Below are 19477 nucleotides of genomic sequence, written 5' to 3' on the forward strand. Positions count from 1 at the left end.
CTCGGGGGCACCGACATGCCGCTGAGGTGTCACGCTCGCTCAGGCGGGCCGGCGCATCTGGAGTTCGCGAAGCGCCGGGACGGTGGGGTGCGGGACGCGTACCCCGGTGTCGGTGAAACCGAGCCGCTGGTACGCCCGGTAGGCCCGGTCGTTGCCGACCACCACCTCCAGCATCAGCTCGGGCCGGCCGCACTCGCGCGACCAGGCCGCCACCCCGTCGATCAGCGCGCGGAGCAGGCCGCTGCCGCGCCAGGCCGGCGTCACGTAGACGGCGTAGACCACGGTCAGGCCGGGCTCGTCCGGGGCGGCGATCCCACCGGCGGACCCGACCAGCCGGCCGCCCGGGTCCGCGATGAACTGGGCGTTCCCGCAGCCGGTCGAGACCTGGGCGACCCGGGCCGCGTAGTCGGCGTGCGGCAGGGCGGCCGCCTGCGCCAACGTCTCCAGAAAGGCCAGCGGGGCGTCCGCCAGCATCTCCAGTCGGAGGGCCCGCATCCGGGCCGCGTCCTGGGGGCCGACCCGACGGACGGTGGCCGTCCGGGCGTCCGGTGAGGCCAGGGCAGAGTTCATGACCGCATGCATACCGCAGTGACGTCGGGCGATGGGCGAAGCTCTGCGGAGCGCCGGAATATGCCCGATTTGTGGTCGTGCGCCGTCGTCACGCCTCGTGTAGCGTGCGATTTCGGTCACTGATTCAGCGGTCGGCACCGATCGCCGGACGGTGGTCCTCCGGGTGCCGGCCTCCGGCCGGCCCCGGGGTCGTGGAACGCCGCGCAGAGTGAGGAAGTGCACCGTGGCACAGGGCACCGTGAAGTGGTTCAACTCCGAAAAGGGCTACGGCTTCATCGCCGTCGACGGCGGCCAGGACGTCTTCGTCCACTTCTCCGCCATCGAGATGGACGGCTACAAGGCGCTCGACGACGGGCAGCGGGTGGAGTTCGAGATCGCCCAGGGCCAGAAGGGTCCGCAGGCCGAGCGGGTCCGAGTCATCGCCTGATCCCCCCGCCCGGGTGGGGCTGCGGGGTGATTTGACAACAGGGAAGATCATGGGCCGTCCCAGGCGTCACTGAGGAGGGTTCATGTCCGACCGGTCCCCATCGGAGCCGTTCGACCCCGCATCGTCGGGTCCGCCCGCGTCGAGCGGCTCGCCGGAGCCCTCCGCGCCGGCCGATCCGCCCGTCCCGGGTCCGCCCGTCCCGGGTCCGCCCGTCCCGGGTCCGCCCGTCCCGGGTCCGCCCGTCCCGGGTCCGCCCGTCCCGGGTCCGCCCGTCCCGGGTCCGCCCGTCCCGGGTCCGCCCGTCCCGGGTCAGCCCGTCCCGGGTCAGCCCGTCCCGGGTCAGCCCGTGCCGGGCGCCCCCGGTTGGCCGGGCCAGTCGACGCCGCCCAGCGCCTGGGACCCGGCCGGCGGGCACCCGCAGGGCTGGGGCCAGCCGCCGACGACCGGCTACCCACCGACCGCCGGCTTCCCGCCCGGTTCGGACCCGTCGGCGGGTTTCCCGCTCGGCTACCCGCCGTACGGGGGCTACCCGCCGCCCTACGGGGCTCAGCTGCCGTACGGCTGGCAGGCCGGCGGTGACCCCGACGATCCGCTGGTCAATCCGCCGTACGCCGGTGTCGCGGGCTGGTTCCGGCGCTGCACCGGTGCGCTGCGCCGGGGCTGGCGGGTCCTGCTGCCGCTGATGCTGCTCACCCAGACCGTGCCCGCCGCGGCGCTGTCGTTGCTCTCCCTTGGGCTCGGCCCGGTGGAGGAGGAGCTGCCCGCCGACGGTTCGCTGCCCGACGGCTTCCTGGGTGACCTGGTGACCTTCGGGGTCGCCGTGCTGGTCGCCGGCCTCTTCATCGGCCTCGCGCAGAGCGTGGGCTGGGCCGGCGGCACCTGGGTGGTGGCCCGGCAGGCGGCCGGCGAGCCGGCCGATCTGGGCGGCGCCCTCCGGTACGGCCTGCGCCGGGCCCTCGGGCTGTGGGGCTGGACCCTGCTGATCACCCTGATCGTGACCGTCGGCGTCTGCTTCTGCGTGCTGCCCGGCATCTACCTCGCCTTCGCGCTCGCCCTCGCCGGGCCGGTCTACCTCTTCGAGCGGCAGAACCCGATCGGCCGCTCGTTCCGCTTCTTCCACGACCGGCTCGGAATGGTGCTGGGCCGGGTGGCGCTGGTCGCGGCGGCGGTCGTGGTCGGCAGCCTCGTCGGTGGGGTGGTGGAGGCCGTGGGCACCCTGCCGTTCGGCGTCGACCCGTACTCCTCGCCGGGCACGGCGGTGGGCGCGTCCCTGGTGGTGGTGCTGAGCGCGGTGCTGGTCGTCCCCGTCCACCTGCTGCAGCTCGTCGGGTTGGTGGTCTCGTACGCCGAGCAGCGGGCGCACGAAGGGCCGGTGAACGCGGCCCGGCTGGCGGCGGAACTCGGCTGACCGGTCCGAGCGTGCTTGCACTCGGCAGGGGAGAGTGCTAAACAAGTCATTGGCACTCGCATACCGTGAGTGCCAATGGTCGGGACGGTGGGGCCAAGGTTCCAGCGGCGTTGGAGACGCCGGTGGGGCACATGGCCGGTCGTCGCGGGCTATCCGGCCCGGCCGAAGGACGTCGTCGTCGCCAGGTGGCGACGTCCCAAGGTGCGTACACCAGGCGGCCCATCCGGGACACACACTCGGGTGGCCCGTGAGTGTCCAGGAGGACAACGCCGTATGGCCAAGATGATCGCGTTCGACGAAGAGGCGCGCCGCGGCCTCGAGCGGGGCATGAACCAGCTCGCCGACGCCGTGAAGGTGACCCTCGGCCCCAAGGGCCGCAACGTCGTGCTCGAGAAGAAGTGGGGTGCCCCCACCATCACCAACGATGGTGTGAGCATCGCCAAGGAGATCGAGCTCGAGGACCCCTACGAGAAGATCGGCGCCGAGCTGGTCAAGGAGGTCGCCAAGAAGACCGACGACGTCGCCGGTGACGGCACGACGACGGCGACCGTGCTGGCCCAGGCCCTGGTCCGTGAGGGCCTGCGCAACGTGGCCGCCGGCGCCAACCCGATGGCCCTGAAGCGGGGCATCGAGGCCGCCGTGGCCAGCGTCTCGGAGGAGCTGTCCAAGCTCGCCAAGGACGTCGAGACCAAGGAGCAGATCGCCTCCACCGCCTCCATCTCCGCCGGTGACAACACCGTCGGCGAGATCATCGCCGAGGCGATGGACAAGGTCGGCAAGGAAGGCGTCATCACCGTCGAGGAGAGCAACACCTTCGGGCTGGAGCTGGAGCTCACCGAGGGTATGCGCTTCGACAAGGGCTACATCTCGGCCTACTTCATGACCGACCCGGAGCGTATGGAGGCCGTCTTCGACGACCCCTACATCCTGATCGTCAACAGCAAGATCTCGTCGGTGAAGGACCTGCTCCCGATCCTGGAGAAGGTCATGCAGGGCGGCAAGCCGCTGCTGATCATCGCCGAGGACCTCGAGGGCGAGGCCCTGGCCACCCTGGTGGTCAACAAGGTCCGGGGCACCTTCAAGTCGGTCGCCGTCAAGGCGCCGGGCTTCGGTGACCGCCGCAAGGCCATGCTGACCGACATCGCCATCCTCACCGGTGGCCAGGTCATCAGCGAGGAGGTCGGCCTCAAGCTGGACGCCGTCGGCGTCGACATGCTGGGCCGCGCCCGCAAGGTCGTGGTGACCAAGGACGAGACCACCATCGTCGACGGTGCCGGCGACGCCGACCAGATCCAAGGTCGGGTCAACCAGATCCGGGCCGAGATCGAGAAGAGCGACTCCGACTACGACCGGGAGAAGCTGCAGGAGCGGCTGGCCAAGCTGGCCGGCGGCGTTGCGGTGATCAAGGTCGGCGCGGCCACCGAGGTCGAGCTCAAGGAGCGCAAGCACCGCATCGAGGACGCCGTCCGCAACGCGAAGGCCGCCGTCGAGGAGGGCATCGTCCCGGGTGGTGGCGTCGCGCTGGTGCAGGCCGGCAAGACCGCCTTCGACAAGCTGGACCTGGTCGGCGACGAGGCGACCGGCGCGCAGATCGTCAAGATCGCGCTGGACGCCCCGCTGCGGCAGATCGCCGTCAACGCCGGCCTGGAGGGTGGCGTCGTCGTCGAGCGGGTTCGCAACCTCGACGCCGGTCACGGCCTGAACGCCGCCACCGGTGAGTACGTGGACCTGCTGGCCGCGGGCATCATCGACCCGGCCAAGGTGACCCGGTCGGCGCTGCAGAACGCCGCGTCGATCGCGGCGCTCTTCCTCACCACCGAGGCCGTCGTGGCGGACAAGCCGGAGAAGACCCCGGCCGCCCCGGCTGGCCCGGGTGGCGGGGACATGGACTTCTGAGTCCAGCTCCAACACCGGACGGGGCGGGCCGCGCGAGCGGTCCGCCCCGTTCCGTCTATCGGGGCAGGGGGCGCTGGTTGCGCCTCTTCTGCGCGCGGTCGTACGGGGGGAGGACCGCCACCGGCTCGTCCACCACCACCCGCGGTTCGTCGGCGTCCGGGTCGTCGAGCCCGGCCATCTCGGCCAACTGCTCGGCGTCGCCGTAGTCCCGCCGGTCGAACGGCAGCGGGGTGGGCGGGTCGCCGACCGGCGTCCACCTGGCCGGTGGCACGTCGTCGGTCTGTTCGTCGTCCGTGGTCATGGCCCCTCCTCTACCGAAACGGTATGGGGCGTCGATCATCCACGGGGGCAAAAGGCGTTATCAGGGTCTATATCCTATTCGCCCTGTTGTCGATCGCTCAGAGCGTCCGACGGTAGAGGAAGAACACCCGCTCGATGCGCGCACCCGCACTCCCCGAGTAGAACGGCACCGGCCCCACCCAGCCGATCTGCGCGGCGTCCACGCCGGCCGCCCGCTGGTCGCGCAGGCAGCGACGCAGCAGCACCCCACCGATCCCGCTGCCCTCCGCCGCCGGGGCGGTGCCCATCGGCCCGAACCAGCTCGGCCGGGACGACCCCCAGGCGGCGAACCCGAGGATCTCCCCGTCCCGCTCGGCGAGGTGGCAGCCGGCGCCGTCGCGACCGACCGAGCCGGCCAGCTCGCCGTCCCAGGCGCCGCCGAAGGTGGACCGGGCGAACGCCGCCAGCGCGGGCAGGTCCTTCGGCTCCGCCGCGCGCACCACCACCCCCTGGCCGGCCAGCCGCCGCTCCGCCGGCTCCGTCGTGCGCAGCGCCGGCGACCCGTCGTACGACAGGTCGGCGGTCATGTTCCACGCCGTCCGGTCCTGCCGGTAGCCGAGCGCCAGCGCGAGACAGACCGCCGGGGTGTAGCGCACGTCGATGCCGGGCCAGGCGTACCAGGGCGGGTTTCCGGCGAGCAGCACCTCGGCCGCGCCGAGCCGGGCCAGCCGCCGCTCGGCCTCGGCGACCAGGGCCCGCCCGGCGCCGCGGCGGCGTCGGTCCGGCTCGACCACCAACAGGTCCACGTGCCCGAGGCGCGGGTCCTGGGCCGAGATCGACCCGATCAGCACCCCGACCAGTTCGTCGCCGACGTACGTCCCCAGCGCCACCACGGTCCGGCCCGCACCGGCCCGGATCCAGAGGGCGTCCACCAGGGCGTCCGCCTCGGCGGCGTCCTCGGGAAGGTCCAGCGCGCGCCGGCACAGGGCGACGGCGTCGGGCGCCCGATCCAGGGTGAGCTCGGTGATCTTCGCGTCCATGGTCGCGACCCTAGGGCATCGGTCCCGCTCCCGGCACCCACCGGCCCCGGCGTACCCCGGGCCCCCGCTCCGCCGGAGGCGTCAGGACGGGGTCGCTTCTCGCGCCGCCCGCACGGCCGCGTACGCGTCGACCAGGCCGGCACCGGTGATCGCCGGGTCCCCGCCGCAGGTGTCGGCCGGGTTGCCCGAGCGGTAGCTCGGCTGCACCGGCCGCGCCGTCTCCCGCAGGATGCGCCGGGTCCGCTCCAGGTCGCCGACCAGTGCCGGGTTCGCCGACCACATCAGCGCCACCACGCCCGCCACCTGCGGAGTCGCCATCGACGTGCCGTCCAGCGTGGCGTAGCCACCGCCCGGCATCGCCGAGAGCACCCCGGCGCCCGGGGCGACCACGTCCGGTTTGGCCGCGCCGCCGGCCGCCGGGCCCCGGCTGGAGAAGAGCGCCACCCGCCGGTTCCGGTCCACCGCGCCGACGGTCAGCACGTCCGGGTACGGCGCCGGCGGGTCGGCGATCGAGCCGCAGTGCGGGCCGGTGTTGCCGGCGGCGGCGACCACCAGGATGCCGGCGGCGTCCAGCGCGGCGGTCGCCGGGCGCAGCGCCCGAGGGTCGCACCCCTCGACCGGCGGGCAGCCCCAGGAGTTGGTCAGGACGTCCGGCGCGCGGGCGGGCCGGCCTTCGGTGAACGGGTCACCGCCGGCCGGGAACGGCGCCAGCATGAACTGGAGGCAGTCCAGGTAGTGCGCCGGGTTGCCCAGGTTCCGGTCCAGGTTCACGCAGCCCACCCAGCGGGCGCCGGGGGCCACGCCGATGCCGTCGCGCCCCACCGCGCTGCCCACCGTGTGGGTGCCGTGCCCGCCGGTGTCGTTCGGGTCGCGGGTCCGGTCCCACGGGTCGTACCAGGAGTCGTCGCCGCCGCGGAAGCCGCCGGTGAGGGCCGGGTGGCCGCCGTCCACGCCGGAGTCGGAGCTGCCCACCACCACGCCCTCGCCGGTGACCCCCAGTTCGGACCAGACCCGGTCCGCGCCGAGCAGCCGGATGTTCCAGGCCGTGCCGGAGGGCGCCGCCGCGTCGCCGGTGCTGCGCGGCGCCGGGGCGGGCAGCGGGCGGGCCCGCTGGCTGACCAGGACCCGGGACACCTCGGGGCGGGCGGAGAGCCAGGCGCGCACCGCCGGGCCGCCGTCGGTCTCGATCGCGTTGACCAGGTAGTAGGGGGTCGGGTCCAGGCCCAGCCGGCCCAGGTCCCGGCGCAGGTCGCGCTGGCTCCGCTCGGCGGTGGCGACCAGCCGGCGGTACACCTCGGCGGCCCGGGCGTCCCGGCCGGCCCGGCCCGGTGCGCCGGTGGCGATGCCGGAGAGGTCGGCCTGCTCGCGGAGCACCACCAGCAGCCGCTCCCCGTGCAGCCCGGGCTGCCCCGGTCCGACGGCGACCACCCCGACCGTGACCAGCAGCACGGCGGCCACCGGGGCGGCCACCCGCCGGCTGGGCGGGCCACCGCGCGGGCGGGCGAGCAGGACGCCGTACGCGACGGCGAGCAGGACCGCGACGGCGAGCCCGGCGCCGGCGGCGACCGCCACCCAGAACGGCACGTCGCGGGTGTTCGCCAGCAGGACCGAGATCTCCTCCGGGTCGGTGAAGGCCAGCGGCCCGAGCACGCCGAGCCCGACCAGCCAGCGGGCACCCGCCTGCCCGGTCGGCGCGCCGGGCGGGAGGAGGACCGGGTCGCCGACGTCCGTGGGCCGGTCCGGGGCGGTCGTCCGCACCGGCCGCGCGGCCGCCGCGTGCAGGGCCGCGAGCGCGAAGCCCGCCGGAGGCAGGATCAGCAGCAGGGGCAGCTGCGCGCCGGACTGCCCGACCCCGGCACCGAGCAGCAGCAGCGCTACCCCGGCCACCAGCCCGCCGACCAGCACCAGGCGGGCCGGCCGGAGCCGTCCGCCGACGGTGAAGGCCGACCAGAACGCCCCGTCGAGCAGCGCCCCGGCCAGCCCGCCGAGCGCGGCGGCCGCCAGCGCGGCGAGGAGCGTCTCCAGCAGCCCGCCGAGCGCCCCGAGCCAGGCCCAGGGCAGCAGCAGGGCCAGCCCGGCGGCCACGCCGAGCAGGGTGACCGGGCCGGGCCGACGGGCCGCCCACCGACCGGCGGCGCGGTCGGGCGCGGCCGGGACCGGGCCGGCGGTGGGGGCGGGCGCGGCCGGGACCGGGCCGGCAGCGGGGGCGGCGGCCACCGCGCGGCGGTGGCCGAAACGGGTCACCAGGAGCGCGGCGAGCGCGGCGGTGGCGGCGAGCGCGCAGAGGTACGCCTCGTGGTGCACCAGCGGGATCGCCCGGAGCAGCCCCAGCGCGCCGAGCAGGAGCGCTCCCGTCAGCCAGGCCCGGCCGGTGGCCCGGACCGCCGTCGAGCGGGGCAGCAGGGCCAGCGCCAGGGCGGGGGCCCCGACCAGCAGGACGGCCGACAGGCCGACCACCGGCCAGAGCCGGACCTCCCGATCCAGCCCGGACGCGAGCAGGACCTGGTCGGCCACCCAGCCACCGGGCTGGCCCACCACGACGACCGCGATGGTCCACAGCCCGGCCAGCACGGCCGCCACCACCGGCCAGGGCCCGGACGGGTGGTAGACGGGTGGCTCGGGACCGATGTTCTGATCCGGGCGCTCGGCCTGCATCCCAGCACTCTCCCATGCCGGTGCCGGACGCGGCCGAGGACGGATCCGGCCGGTTCGCGACGAACGGTGCGGGGACGGTTTCTCCGCCCGCTTCCGGCGGCCCCGGGCGGCGATTCCCCGATCGTCGTCGACTGCCCGTTGTCGCGCAGTTGACCGAGAGTGGTCGGCCGGGTGCCGGCGGCGCGGTGGCGGGAGCGGGCCTGCTGCCGGAGGTCGGGGCCGGTTACGGTGGACGGGTGCGTGATCCCAACCTGACCCGATCCGCCGCCGGTCAGCTCTCCCCGCAGCGGCGCGCCGCGGACCTGCGCCGCCTCCGGACCGAGCAGTTCGACGTGCTGGTCATCGGTGGTGGCGTGACCGGGGCGGGTGCCGCGCTGGACGCCGCCTCCCGGGGGCTCAAGGTCGCCCTGGTCGAGGCCCGTGACTACGCCGCCGGCACGTCCAGCCGGTCCAGCAAGCTGATCCACGGGGGCCTGCGCTACCTGGAGCAGTTGGAGTTCCACCTGGTCCACGAGGCGCTGACCGAGCGGGGCCTGCTCGCCACCCGGCTCGCCCCGCACCTGGTCCGGCCGGTGCCGTTCCTGGTCCCGCTCCCCGCCGGGAAGGGGCTGCGCGACCTGCCGGCCCGGATCTTCCGCCGCTCCTACTACGGGGCCGGGGTGGCCGCCTACGACGCCTTCGCCGGTCTCTTCGGCGGCGGTCGCGGCATGCCGCTGCACCGGCACCTGACCCGGGAGGGCGCCCGCCGGATCTTCCCCAGCCTGCGTGCCGAGGGGCTGGCCGGCGCCATCCGCTACTACGACGGTCAGGTCGACGACGCCCGGCTCGTGGTGACGCTGGCCCGCACCGCGGCCAGCCTCGGTGCGACCGTGGTGAGCAGCGCCCGCGCCGTCGGGCTGATCCGGCAGGCCCGCGAGGTCACCGGGGTGCGGGTCCGCGACCTGGAAGCGCCGACCGACTCACCGGATGCCGAGTTCGAGGTACGCGCGCGCACCGTGATCGGCGCCACCGGGGTGTGGAGCGACGACATGTCGCGGATGCTCAACGACGTCGGGCTGCGCCCGGGCATCCGGGTGCGGGCCTCCAAGGGGGTGCACCTCGTCGTCCCCCGCTCGGCGATCACCGGCGAGACCGGGCTGATCCTGCGGACCGCCACCAGTGTGCTCTTCGTCATCCCCTGGGGCGGGCACTGGATCATCGGCACCACGGACACCGACTGGCGGCTGGACCGCTCCCACCCGTCCGCCTCCGCCCGCGACATCCAGTACCTGCTCGACCAGGTCAACACGGTGCTCGACCGGCCGCTGTCCACGGCGGACATCGAGGGCGTCTACGCCGGACTGCGTCCGCTGCTGGCCGGTGAGGCCGACTCCACCTCCAAGCTCTCCCGCGAGCACGCGGTCTTCGAGCCGATGCTCGGGCTGCTCCTGGTCGCCGGCGGCAAGTACACGACCTACCGGGTGATGGCCGCCGACGTGGTGGACCGGGCCGCCTACCGGCTGGGTGGCGCGCGCCCGTCGCGCACCGCCGACCTGCCGCTGCTCGGCGCCGACGGGTACGCGGCCATGTGGCGGGACCGGGCCGACCTGGCCCGCCGGCACCGGGTGCCGGTCGGTGTGGTCGAGCACCTGCTGGAGCGCTACGGCACGCTCACCCTCGAACTGCTGGCGTTGATCGACGCCGACCCGTTGCTCGCCTCACCGCTGGCCGGCGCCCCGGAGTACCTGGCCGCCGAGGTGACGTACGCGGCCCGGGCGGAGGGGGCGCTGCACCTGGAGGACGTGCTGACCCGGCGTACCCGGATCTCCTTCGAGACGATCCACCGGGGCCTGGAGTCGGCCGGGCACACGGCGGAGCTGATGGGCGCGGTCCTGGGCTGGGACGCGGCGACCCGGGAGCGTGAGGTTGCCCACTACCGGGCGCGGGTGGAGGCGGAGCGGGAGTCGCAGCTGATGCCGGACGACGCGACCGCGGACGCGGCCCGGCTCGGGGCGCCCGACGTGCGGGGCTTCGCCGCGGACCGCGGAGTCGACGGCGACAGTGTCGAACTTCCCACCTCGTCCCGCTGACCGATCCCTCGTACAGTTCCATCCATCGATGGCGGCCCGGTCGGCGGGTTACGGGCGCTACCTACGGTGGGGTAGGTTCCGGCGCGTGGTTCCCCCTCAGTGGTCACGCGTGCTGACGATTACCGCCGCTGCCGTCCTGACGATCGGCCTCGGTGGCTGCTCGATGTTCGACTCGGACCGGAGCGGGTCCACACCGGACCCGAAGGGGGCGGGCGTGACCGCCCCGGCGGGCGGTGCGGCCGGTGCCGGCGCGGGCCGGGTCAGCCTGGTCCAGAAGCTCGGCCAGGACGGTCCGCTCCGGTCGCTGAACGTGGCGCCGGACGGTCGGTGGGAGTGCGCCGACTGCGCGGGTGACGGGGTGACCTCGACCGGCGCCCTGGATCCCGAGCAGGTGCAGCGGTTGCAGGCGCTGCTCGCCGACCCCCGGCTGGCGCAGGAGACCGACCAGGCCCGCCAGTACCGGGTCAGCTGCATCGACGCGTTGACGTCGAGCCTGGTCACCGCCGCCGGTCTGATCACCTCGCAGGACTGCCCGGGCGAGGAGCGGCCGCCGGTGGCGTACGAGATCCTGCTGCTGCTCACCCAGGCCACCCCGGCCGAGCCGACCGCCTGACCGGCCGCACCGCCGGTCGGTCGGTCATAGCACCTTGCCCGGGTTGAGCAACCCGTCCGGGTCCAGCGCCGCCTTGATCGCCTGGTGCACCCGGACACCCACCGGCCCGATCTCCCGCGCCAGCCAGTCCCGCTTGAGCAGCCCCACCCCGTGCTCGCCGGTGCAGGTCCCGCCGAGCTCCAGCCCCAGTCGCATGATCTCGTCGAAGGCCCGCCGCCCCCGTTCCAGGCTGGCCGGGTCGGCCCGGTCCACCACGATGTTGGGGTGCATGTTGCCGTCCCCGGCGTGCCCGACCACACCGATCGGCACGTCGCACTCCTCGGCGATCCGGGCCACCCCGTCGAGCAGGGCGGCGAGCGAGCCGCGCGGCACCGCCACGTCGTCGATCACCAACCCGCCGTTGCCGTCCGGGAAGGCGTCCGCGGCGAACTTCTCCATCGCCGGGTGCGCCAGCCGGCGGGCCTGGAGCAGCGCCGCCGCCTCGACCGCGTCGGTGGCCGCGTACACCTCCTCGGCGCCGGCGGCCTCGCAGACCTCGGCCAGCCGGGCCAGGTCGTCGGCCGCGCGGGCGCCGGTGTCCGCGGCGGCCAGCAGCAGCGCCTGCGCGTCGGTGCGCAGCCCCATCGGCCGGTACGCCTCGATGGCCCGCAGGTGGGTCCGGTCGAGCAGCTCCAGCAGGCTCGGGCTGAGCCCCTTCGCCGCGATGTCGGCCACCGCCGTGCCCGCCTCGGTGGTCGACCCGAAGACCGCCACCATGGTCAGCGACTCCTCCGGCGCCGGGCGCAGCGACACGGTGACCTCGGTGATCACTCCGAGGGTGCCCTCCGAGCCGACGAAGAGCCGGGTCAGGTCGTAGCCGGCGACGCCCTTGGCGGTGCGCCGGCCGGTGCGCAGCACCTCGCCCGAGGCGAGCACCACCTCCAGGCCGAGCACGTACTCCGTGGTCACGCCGTACTTGACGCAGCACATGCCGCCGGCGTTGGTGGAGACGTTGCCGCCGATGGTGGAGGACTCCCAGGAGCCCGGGTCCGGCGGGTAGTAGAGGCCCTGCTTCGCCACCGCCGCGGCCAGCGTCGCGTTGACCACGCCGGGCTGCACCACCGCGATCCGGCTCACCGGGTCGATCTCCCGGATCGCGTCCATGGCCACGGTGCTGAGCACCACCGCGCCGTCGACCGCGTTCGCGGCGCCGGCCAGCCCGGTCCGCGCCCCCTGGGGCACCACCGGTACGCCGTGCCGGGCGGCCGCCCGGACCACCGCGACCACCTCCTCGGTGCTGCGCGGGCGGGTGACCACCAGCGGGGTGCCGGCCGCGCAGAGATCCGCCTCGTCGCGGCGGTGCATCTGGAGCAGATCGGGGTCGGTGAGGACGGCGCCGTCGCCGAGCGCCGCGCGTAGGTCGTCGAGGAGGGGGGATCCGGCCATGCGGCAGAGGCTATCCGGCGGCTAGATTGGCCGCCATGCTGTACCTGGACCGTCCCGCCTGGCCGTGGCGGGGGCGGCTCTGGTCCCACCTGATCAGTGACGTCTCCCACGCGGAGCTGCACGCCTTCGCCGAGGCGCTCGGCGCGCCCCGCCGTGGCTTCGACCGGGATCACTACGACATTCCGGCCGAGCGGTTCGCCATGGCGGTCTGGCTCGGCGCCCGGGTGGTGCCCAGCCGCGAGCTGGTCCGCCTGCTCCGTGACGCCGGCCTCCGCCGCCCCAAGCACCTGGTCCCCACCGCCGGGAGGCGCTGACCCGCCGGGGGGTCAGCGGCGCAGGGTGGCCAGCTCGCGGGTGAGGTTGGCGCGGGCCGGCGCCGTCCAGCGCCCGGCCAGCGGGGGCAGGCGGTACAGGGCGGGCAGGGCGAGCAGGCTCTCCAGCACCCGGGCCCGGCCGGCCCGGAAGTCGGGTTCGCTCACGTGGGCGTACTCCCGGCGGATCGCGGCGGCGTACGCGTCGTACTCCGCCGGCGGCGCGGCGAGGACCGCGAGGTCCGCGTCGCAGAGCAGGGCGCCGTCGCGGTCGTCGGCCGCCACCGCGTGCCCGGCGGTGAGCAGCACCAGCCGGCGTACCTCGGCCACCGCGGCGGCCGGCAGCCCCAGCCCGGCGAGGAGCGTGCCGGCCAGCGCGGCGCTCTCCCGCTCGTTGGTGTCCCCGCCGGCCCTCGGGTCGTAGACCGCGTCGTGGCACCAGGCGGCGAGGCGGACCAGGTCCGGCCGCTCCGCCAGCGGCGCGTACGCGTCGACCACGTCCAGCACCGCGCGGAGGTGGGCGGGGGCGTGGTGGTGCCGGTGCGGTTCCCGCCAGCGGGCGAGCAGCCCCTCGCCGGCCTCGGTCAGCGCCGGGGTGTCGGTGGCCCCCGCCCGGCGGGCGGCCGTCCGCCACCGCTCGATCAGCTCCGTCACCCCGCCGAGTCTGCCCCAGGGAACGAGGATTCACCCTGCCCGGGGCGGGTAGTCCCCGCCATGGCCGTGGCCCGGGACCGACGACCGTCGCTGATGCGGCGCGCCGGCCTTCGCGACGGCCGAACGGACGTCGACGCGCCCCGGATCGCCCAGGCGATGCGGGAGCTGCGCCATCGGAGCCGGGCCACCCTGCACGACCGGCTGCACCGGGTCCGGATGGCCGTGGGCCTGGCCGTCCAGGCGGGGCTCGCCGCCACGCTGGCCTGGGTGGTGTCGCACGAGCTGCTGAACAATCCGCAGCCGGTCTTCGCGCCGATCTCCGCGGTCGGCACCCTGGCGGCCTCGGTCGGGCAGCGGCTGCGCCGCACGGTCGAGCTGATCGTCGGGGTGGCGATCGGGGTGCTCCTCGGCGACATCCTGATCTACTTCCTCGGCGCCGGGGGATGGCAGCTCGGGTTGGTCGTGATCGCGGCCATCCTGCTGACCATCTTCTCCGGCGCGAGCGTGGCCATCGTGATCCAGGCGGCGGCCACCGCGGTGCTGATCGTCACGCTCAGCCCGTCCACCCAGAACCTGGAGATACCCCGCTTCGTCGACGCCTTCATCGGCGGTGGGATCGCGCTGCTGGTGACGGCGGTCCTGCTGCCGCTCAACCCGCTGCGGGTGATCAACCGGGCCGCCCGCCCGGCGCTCGACCTCCTCGCCAACCAACTCGACATCTGCGCCGAGGCGCTGCGCAACCGGGACCGGGCCAGCGCCCAGCGGGCCCTGGAACGGCTGCGGGAGAACAAGGAGGAACTGGCCGTCTTCCAGGAGGCGATCGAGGGCGCGAAGGAGACCAGCACGCTCTCGCCGGTCCGCTGGCACCGGCGCAGCGAACTCACCCACTACGCGGAGGCGGCCGACCCGATCGACCGCGCGATGCGTAACAGCGGCACCCTCATCCGGCGGTCGGTGACCCTGATCGAGGACGAGGAGCCGATCCCGGAGCCGATGCCCGACGCGGTGGCCCACCTCGCCGAGTCGGTCCGCCTGCTCCGGCACGAGTTCGCCGTCGGGGAGGAGCCGGAGAAGGCCCGCGAACGGTCGCTGCGCGCGGTCAGCGAGGCCGGTCGGGCGTACGCCCAGGGGGTGGGCTTCTCCGGCAGCGTGGTGATCGCCCAGGTGCGCACCACCGCCAGTGACCTCCTGGTCGCCTCCGGCATCGAGCAGGAGGAGGCGAACCGGCACATCCGCCAGTCCTTCGGTGAGCTGGAGCGGCCGAAGGGGGAGCCGGCCGAGCAGGGAGCCACGCCGATGCCTCCCACCGCCCCGCCCCTGGGCTGAGCAGTCGGGCGGGGCCGGGCACCCCGCCCGGTTCAGCGCAGGACGCCGAAGGCGTCGCCGACCGTCTGCCGGGCCCGCTCGTAGGCGAGCGTGCAGCGCCGCGACACCGCCCCGGCGCCGCGGTGCACGCTGGCGTACCAGGGGAGCAGCTCGGCCACCGCGTCGGCCGCGGGGCACCCCACCGCGAACGTACGAGGGTTGCCGGCCAGCAGGCCGGGGCTTGACGCTGGCGCTCGTGACCCGTCGCCGAGCCTAACCAGTGCGGGAGCAGCCGACCCACGGAGCCGGAGGTGGCTACGCTGACCGCATGGCCGACACCCCGCCCGGCGGTCCCCCGCCGCCGCCGACCGTGCCCGCCGTCCCGTCGCCGGGCGCCGGGGCGCCTCCCATGCCGCGGCGCCGACCCGGTTGGCGGCGGATCCTGGTGCTGGTCGGGTTGGGGCTGCTGATCGCGGCCTGCGCGTTCTACATGCTCATCCGGCTCGGTTCGAGCCTCGGCCCGGAGGCGCTGCTGATCGGCATGGCCGCCGCGGTCCTGCCGGTGCCGGTCCTGGTCGCCTGCTTCCTCTGGCTCGACCGGTACGAGCCCGAGCCGCTGAAGTACCTGGTCTTCTGCTTCGCCTGGGGCGCGTTCGTCTCCACCGCGGCCTCGCTGACGGTCAACGAGAACGCCGCCAAGCTCTTCGAGGGCTGGGGGTTGCCGTCGGCGCTGACCGCGGTGCTGGTGGCCCCGTTCATCGAGGAGCTGACCAAGGCGCTCGGCCCGATCCTGCTGCTGGTCTTCCGCCGCCGGGAGTGGTCCGGCATCACCGACGGCCTGGTCTACTGCGGGCTCTCCGCGGTCGGCTTCGCGATGGTGGAGAACATCCTCTACCTGGGCGGGTACGGCTACGCCTCGGGGGCCGACCAGTGGGGCCCGGCGACAGGCTTCCGGCAGGTCATCGCCATCTTCATCACCCGCATCCTGCTCTTCGGCTTCGCCCACCCGCTCTTCACCGCGATGACCGGGGTGGGGCTCGGCATCGCCGCCCGTAGCGCCGACCGGCGGGTGCGGGTGCTCGCCCCGATCGCCGGCCTGCTGCTGGCGATGATGCTGCACGGCACCTGGAACCTGATCCCGACGCTGGTGCAGGCCACCGGTGAGTTGGTGATCTTCCTGTACGGCATGGTGGGCCTGATGGTGCCGATCTTCTTCGGCATGGTCGGCTTCGCGGTCTGGCTGCGGGCCTGGGAGGGGCGGCTCACCGAGCGCACCCTGCCGGACTACGTACGGGCCGGCTGGCTCACCCCGCCCGAGGTGGCGGCGCTGGGCAGCCTGGGCCGCCGGCACGCGGCCCGCAGCTGGGCCCGCCGGGTGGGCGGCGACCCGGGGCTGCGGGCGATGCGCGGCTACCAGTTCGCGGCGACCCGCCTGGCGTTGCTGCGCGACGGGATGCGCCGGGGGCTGGACCGCAAGCCGGCCGACCGGGAGCGGACCGCCCGGGACGAGCGGGCACTGCTGGAGGCGATCGCGGCGTACCGGGCGTACTTCGTCGGGCGGGACCCGCAGGCGCCGGTCGGGGTCTGGGACGGGCAGCGTTACCACCTGCGCTTCCCGGACGGGTCGCAGCGCGTGGTGGAGGCGCCGGACTCGCCGGTGGTCCCGATCCCGGTGGTGCTCGGCCCACCGCCACCGCCGGTCTCCCCGGCCGGCTACGGCCCGCCGGGCTGGCACGGCCCGCGTCCGGCCGCCCCGTGGCCGCCCGGTCAGGGCTGAGCCGGCGCCCGTCGCGGCGCGGTCAGGGCGAGCCAGGGCCGGCTGCGGTCAGGTCATCAGGCTGGTGAGGAAGTCCCCGAGGCCCTGGGCCAGCGCCATCAGGCCCGCCCCGATCGCCTTGAACATCTCGGCGGCGCCGTCGGGACGGAACGCCATGAAGTAGATCAGGAAGAAGGCGCCGAGCCAGAGCAGGAGCTTCTTCACGAGTACCGGCATCGTCCCTCCCCAGGGCGCTGGACGTCGCTGGCTTCCCGGAGGAGAGCGACACAAACGACGGCGCCGCCGGGGGCGGGGCGGGGACTACAGGTAGAGGCCGGTGTTCCCGGTGGGTTCGCGCTCCACCCGCTCGGCGGCGACGGCGTGCACGTCGCGCTCCCGCAACAGGACGTAACCCCGGCCGTGCAGCTCGACCTCGGAGCGGTCGTCCGGGTCGAAGAGCACCCGGTCGCCGGAGACGATCGCCCGGACGTTCGGGCCGACGCCCACGGCGGTGGCCCAGGCCAGTCGCTTGCCCATGGCGGCGGTGGCCGGGATGACGATGCCGGCGGTGGAGCGGCGCTCGCCCTCGCCGCCCTCCAGGCGCACCAGCACGCGGTCGTGCAGCAGGCGGATGGGCAGGCCGGAGTCGAGGTTCTGGTCGGCGGTCACGGACAGAGACGCTACCGGGTGGCCGGTGGGTGACCTGCCGGTGGTTGACCGGTGACGGGTCGGGGCAATGTGTGGCGGAACTGCCCTACCGTGGCGCTGTCGGACGTACCCTGTCCGGACGTCGTCGTGGACGGCCCGGTCTGTTCCTGAGGAGGTGCGCTTGAGCCGTTTCGAGCGGGTACGCGGAAGGCTCCGCCGCGCGTACGAGTCCGGCCGCCAGTCGGTGCGCGCCGAGCGCGGCGACCGGGAAGACGTACGCGAGGAGGCCGGGCTGGCGTCCCCCGCCTCGCCCGGGCCGGTGGCGCCCCCGTCGGCGACGGTGGTGGCCACGGGCCCGCCGACCACGACGCACCAGTCCACCTCCAGCCGGGACGACGAGGACGTGCCGCACGCCCTGCGGATCGCCGCCGCCTGGTCGTGGCGGTTGATCGTGATCGGCGTGGTCACCTGGGCGCTGCTGAAGATCGTCGGGACGATCAGCATCGTGATCATCCCGCTGGCCATCGCGCTGCTGCTCTCCGCGCTGCTGGCGCCGGCCGTGGGCTGGCTGCTGCGGGCCCGGCTGCCGAGGTCGCTGGCGACGGCGGTGGTGCTGGTCGGCGGCCTGGCCGGGGTGATCGGCACGCTGACGCTGGTGGTCAACGAGTTCATCCAGGGCGTGCCGGAGCTGAGCGAAAAGTCCTCGCAGGGCGTCCGGCAGATCCAGAACTGGCTGAAGACCGGCCCGCTGCACCTCTCCGACAAGCAGCTCGACCGCTACATCGAAGAGGCGCAGGGCTGGATCAACGGCAACACCGAGCGGTTCACCAGCGGGGCGCTCTCCACCGCCTCCACCCTGGCCGAGGTGCTGACCGGCACCGTCCTGGTGCTCTTCGCGACCTTCTTCTTCCTGCGCGACGGCAACCGGATCTGGCGGTTCCTGGTACGGCTGCTGCCGGTGGCGGCCCGGTGGAAGGTCGACGACGCGGGCCGGGCCTCCTGGTCGACGCTCGGCGCGTACGTCCGGGCGACCGTGCTGGTGGCCTTCATCGACGCGGTGGGCATCGGCATCTTCCTGGTGATCTTCGACGTGCCGTTCGCGTTCCCGCTGGCGGCGCTGGTCTTCCTGGGCGCGTTCATCCCGATCGTCGGCGCCGCGCTCTCCGGCGGCGTGGCGGTGCTGGTGGCGCTGGTCGACAGCGGCCCGGTGACCGCGCTGATCATCCTCGGCGTGGTGATCGGTGTGCAGCAGTTCGAGGGGCACGTGCTCCAGCCGCTGATCATGGGCCGCGCGGTGGCCATCCACCCGCTCGCCGTGATCATCAGCATCGCCGCCGGGGTGGTCCTGGCCGGCATCACCGGCGCGCTGGTCGCGGTGCCGCTGATCGCGGTGCTCAACACCGCGGTCCGCCGGCTCGCCGCCCGCTCGGTGCCGGACACCCCGCCGGACGCCGTGGTCGTCGCCTCGCACGCTCCCTGACCCGCGCTCGTCAAGGTCCGCGCGCCGTCGGCGGGGACGCCGCCTCCCGAGCCGGGAGGCGGCACCTCGCCGGCTCGCGCGGACCCGACGCGTTCGGCGGCGGAAGCTCAGGCCTTGCCGAGGCGCTCCAGCGCGCCGCGGGCCACCTCCGGGCGGGTGGTGTACCAGAACGGGGGGAGTGAGCGGCGCAGGAACGGGCCGTAGCCACGCGCGGTCTCCAGCCGCGAGTCGAGGACCGCGACCACGCCCCGGTCGCCGGTCGCCCGGATCAGCCGGCCGACCCCCTGGGCCAGCCGCACCGCGGCGATCGGCACGCTGACCGCGGCGAAGCCGGAACCACCGGTGGCGTCCACCGCGGCGGCCCGGGCCGCGGCGAGCGGCTCGTCGGGGCGGGGGAACGGCAGCCGGTCGATCACCACCAGCTGGCAGGAGTCGCCCGGCACGTCCACCCCCTGCCACAGCGACATCACCCCGAACAGGCAGCTCGACCGCTCCTCGCGGAACCGGCGGACCAGCAGCGGCAGCGCCTCCTCGCCCTGGAGCAGCACGGGCAGGTCGGTCCGCGCGCGGAGCAGCTCCGCGGCCTGCTGCGCGGCCCGTCGCGAGGAGAAGAGCCCGAGGGTACGACCACCGAGCGCGCCGACCAGCCCGAGCAGCTCCTCCCCGGCCGCCTCGGGCAGCCCGGAGACGCTGGGGCGGGGCAGGTGCGCGGCGACGTAGAGGATGCCCTGCCGCGCGTAGTCGAAGGGCGAGCCGACGTCGAGGGAGGACCAGCCGGGGCCCGAGGTGGCCGGGACGGTGCCGGTGGCGGGGCGGCTGCCGGGCGTGGTCGCCACCGCACCGGCCGGCGCCGGGAACGCCGCGGCACCGGCCGGCCGGCCGGCGGTGGCGGTGGCCAGCGCGGCGACGTAGAGGATGCCCTGCCGCGCGTAGTCGAAGGG

The 19477-nt window shown here is 74.8% G+C and carries 18 protein-coding genes, 1 pseudogene and 1 riboswitch; of the genes and pseudogenes, 9 read left to right on the top strand and 10 right to left on the bottom strand.

Annotated elements, in window-relative coordinates; translation table 11 throughout:
• Positions 1-39: 39 nt before the first annotated feature.
• Entirely contained in the window at positions 40-570 is a 531-nt protein-coding gene (locus V6U79_RS11005; RefSeq protein ID WP_334520942.1) for a GNAT family N-acetyltransferase, read from the bottom strand.
• 223 nt (positions 571-793) lie between these two features.
• Here V6U79_RS11005 and V6U79_RS11010 point away from each other — a divergent pair, with 223 nt between their 5' ends.
• From V6U79_RS11010 to groL, 3 genes are all read left to right on the top strand, one after another.
• Entirely contained in the window at positions 794-997 is a 204-nt protein-coding gene (locus V6U79_RS11010; RefSeq protein ID WP_067305333.1) for a cold-shock protein, read from the top strand.
• Between the two features lie 346 nt (positions 998-1343).
• Positions 1344-2405: a hypothetical protein gene (locus V6U79_RS11015; RefSeq protein WP_334614583.1), complete on the top strand. Its 1062-nt coding sequence runs from the start codon at positions 1344-1346 to the stop codon at positions 2403-2405.
• 273 nt (positions 2406-2678) lie between these two features.
• A complete protein-coding gene (groL, locus tag V6U79_RS11020; RefSeq protein WP_334614584.1) occupies positions 2679-4301 on the top strand; it encodes a chaperonin GroEL in 1623 nt (540 codons plus the stop codon).
• A 55-nt stretch (positions 4302-4356) separates the two neighbouring features.
• Here the strand turns inward: groL and V6U79_RS11025 are convergent, their stop codons facing one another.
• From V6U79_RS11025 to V6U79_RS11035, 3 genes are all read right to left on the bottom strand, one after another.
• On the bottom strand, positions 4357-4602 hold the full coding sequence (locus V6U79_RS11025; protein WP_334520923.1) for a hypothetical protein: 246 nt from the start codon (positions 4600-4602) through the stop codon (positions 4357-4359).
• A 97-nt stretch (positions 4603-4699) separates the two neighbouring features.
• Complete coding sequence (locus tag V6U79_RS11030; protein WP_334614586.1) at positions 4700-5620, bottom strand: GNAT family N-acetyltransferase; 921 nt, start codon at positions 5618-5620, stop codon at positions 4700-4702.
• Positions 5621-5701: 81 nt separating this feature from the next.
• Positions 5702-8275 carry a S8 family serine peptidase gene (locus V6U79_RS11035; protein ID WP_334614588.1) on the bottom strand — a complete coding sequence of 858 codons (2574 nt, stop codon included), beginning with the start codon at positions 8273-8275 and terminating at the stop codon, positions 5702-5704.
• Between the two features lie 236 nt (positions 8276-8511).
• Here V6U79_RS11035 and V6U79_RS11040 point away from each other — a divergent pair, with 236 nt between their 5' ends.
• The gene (locus V6U79_RS11040; RefSeq protein ID WP_442933407.1) at positions 8512-10344 is read left to right on the top strand and encodes a glycerol-3-phosphate dehydrogenase/oxidase; all 1833 of its coding nucleotides are present in this window, start codon (positions 8512-8514) and stop codon (positions 10342-10344) included.
• Positions 10345-10558: 214 nt separating this feature from the next.
• Positions 10559-10957 (top strand): hypothetical protein, encoded by a 399-nt coding sequence (locus V6U79_RS11045; protein ID WP_334534390.1) that lies wholly within the window; start codon positions 10559-10561, stop codon positions 10955-10957.
• A 24-nt stretch (positions 10958-10981) separates the two neighbouring features.
• Here V6U79_RS11045 and V6U79_RS11050 read toward each other — a convergent pair whose 3' ends face one another.
• Positions 10982-12382 (bottom strand): FAD-binding oxidoreductase, encoded by a 1401-nt coding sequence (locus V6U79_RS11050; RefSeq protein WP_334534393.1) that lies wholly within the window; start codon positions 12380-12382, stop codon positions 10982-10984.
• Positions 12383-12417: 35 nt separating this feature from the next.
• On the opposite strand from V6U79_RS11050, the gene V6U79_RS11055 reads away from it, so the two are divergent.
• Complete coding sequence (locus V6U79_RS11055; RefSeq protein WP_334534396.1) at positions 12418-12696, top strand: DUF4031 domain-containing protein; 279 nt, start codon at positions 12418-12420, stop codon at positions 12694-12696.
• Positions 12697-12708: 12 nt separating this feature from the next.
• Here the strand turns inward: V6U79_RS11055 and V6U79_RS11060 are convergent, their stop codons facing one another.
• A complete protein-coding gene (locus V6U79_RS11060; protein WP_334614590.1) occupies positions 12709-13347 on the bottom strand; it encodes an HD domain-containing protein in 639 nt (212 codons plus the stop codon).
• Between the two features lie 93 nt (positions 13348-13440).
• Here V6U79_RS11060 and V6U79_RS11065 point away from each other — a divergent pair, with 93 nt between their 5' ends.
• Positions 13441-14673, top strand: coding sequence for an FUSC family protein (locus tag V6U79_RS11065; RefSeq protein ID WP_334614601.1), 1233 nt, complete (start codon positions 13441-13443; stop codon positions 14671-14673).
• A 44-nt stretch (positions 14674-14717) separates the two neighbouring features.
• On the opposite strand, the pseudogene V6U79_RS11070 reads toward V6U79_RS11065, so the two are convergent.
• Positions 14718-14843: pseudogene (locus V6U79_RS11070) on the bottom strand (aminotransferase class V-fold PLP-dependent enzyme); the annotation flags it as partial.
• A riboswitch (SAM riboswitch) is annotated at positions 14835-14913 on the bottom strand. (Overlaps the previous pseudogene by 9 nt.)
• Positions 14914-14980: 67 nt before the next feature.
• On the opposite strand from V6U79_RS11070, the gene V6U79_RS11075 reads away from it, so the two are divergent.
• Positions 14981-16429, top strand: a complete 1449-nt coding sequence (locus V6U79_RS11075; RefSeq protein ID WP_334534401.1) for a PrsW family intramembrane metalloprotease — start codon at positions 14981-14983, stop codon at positions 16427-16429.
• 48 nt (positions 16430-16477) lie between these two features.
• Here the strand turns inward: V6U79_RS11075 and V6U79_RS11080 are convergent, their stop codons facing one another.
• The gene (locus tag V6U79_RS11080; RefSeq protein WP_334534403.1) at positions 16478-16645 is read right to left on the bottom strand and encodes a hypothetical protein; all 168 of its coding nucleotides are present in this window, start codon (positions 16643-16645) and stop codon (positions 16478-16480) included.
• Between the two features lie 84 nt (positions 16646-16729).
• Positions 16730-17077 (bottom strand): GroES family chaperonin, encoded by a 348-nt coding sequence (locus V6U79_RS11085; RefSeq protein ID WP_334534405.1) that lies wholly within the window; start codon positions 17075-17077, stop codon positions 16730-16732.
• A 154-nt stretch (positions 17078-17231) separates the two neighbouring features.
• Here V6U79_RS11085 and V6U79_RS11090 point away from each other — a divergent pair, with 154 nt between their 5' ends.
• Positions 17232-18536: an AI-2E family transporter gene (locus tag V6U79_RS11090; RefSeq protein ID WP_334614592.1), complete on the top strand. Its 1305-nt coding sequence runs from the start codon at positions 17232-17234 to the stop codon at positions 18534-18536.
• A 107-nt stretch (positions 18537-18643) separates the two neighbouring features.
• Here the strand turns inward: V6U79_RS11090 and V6U79_RS11095 are convergent.
• A partial coding sequence (locus V6U79_RS11095) for an ATP-dependent DNA helicase (RefSeq protein ID WP_334614593.1) occupies positions 18644-19477 on the bottom strand: 834 nt, incomplete at its 5' end.

The organism is Micromonospora psammae, from assembly GCF_036902725.1.
Classification (GTDB): Bacteria; Actinomycetota; Actinomycetes; order Mycobacteriales; family Micromonosporaceae; genus Micromonospora.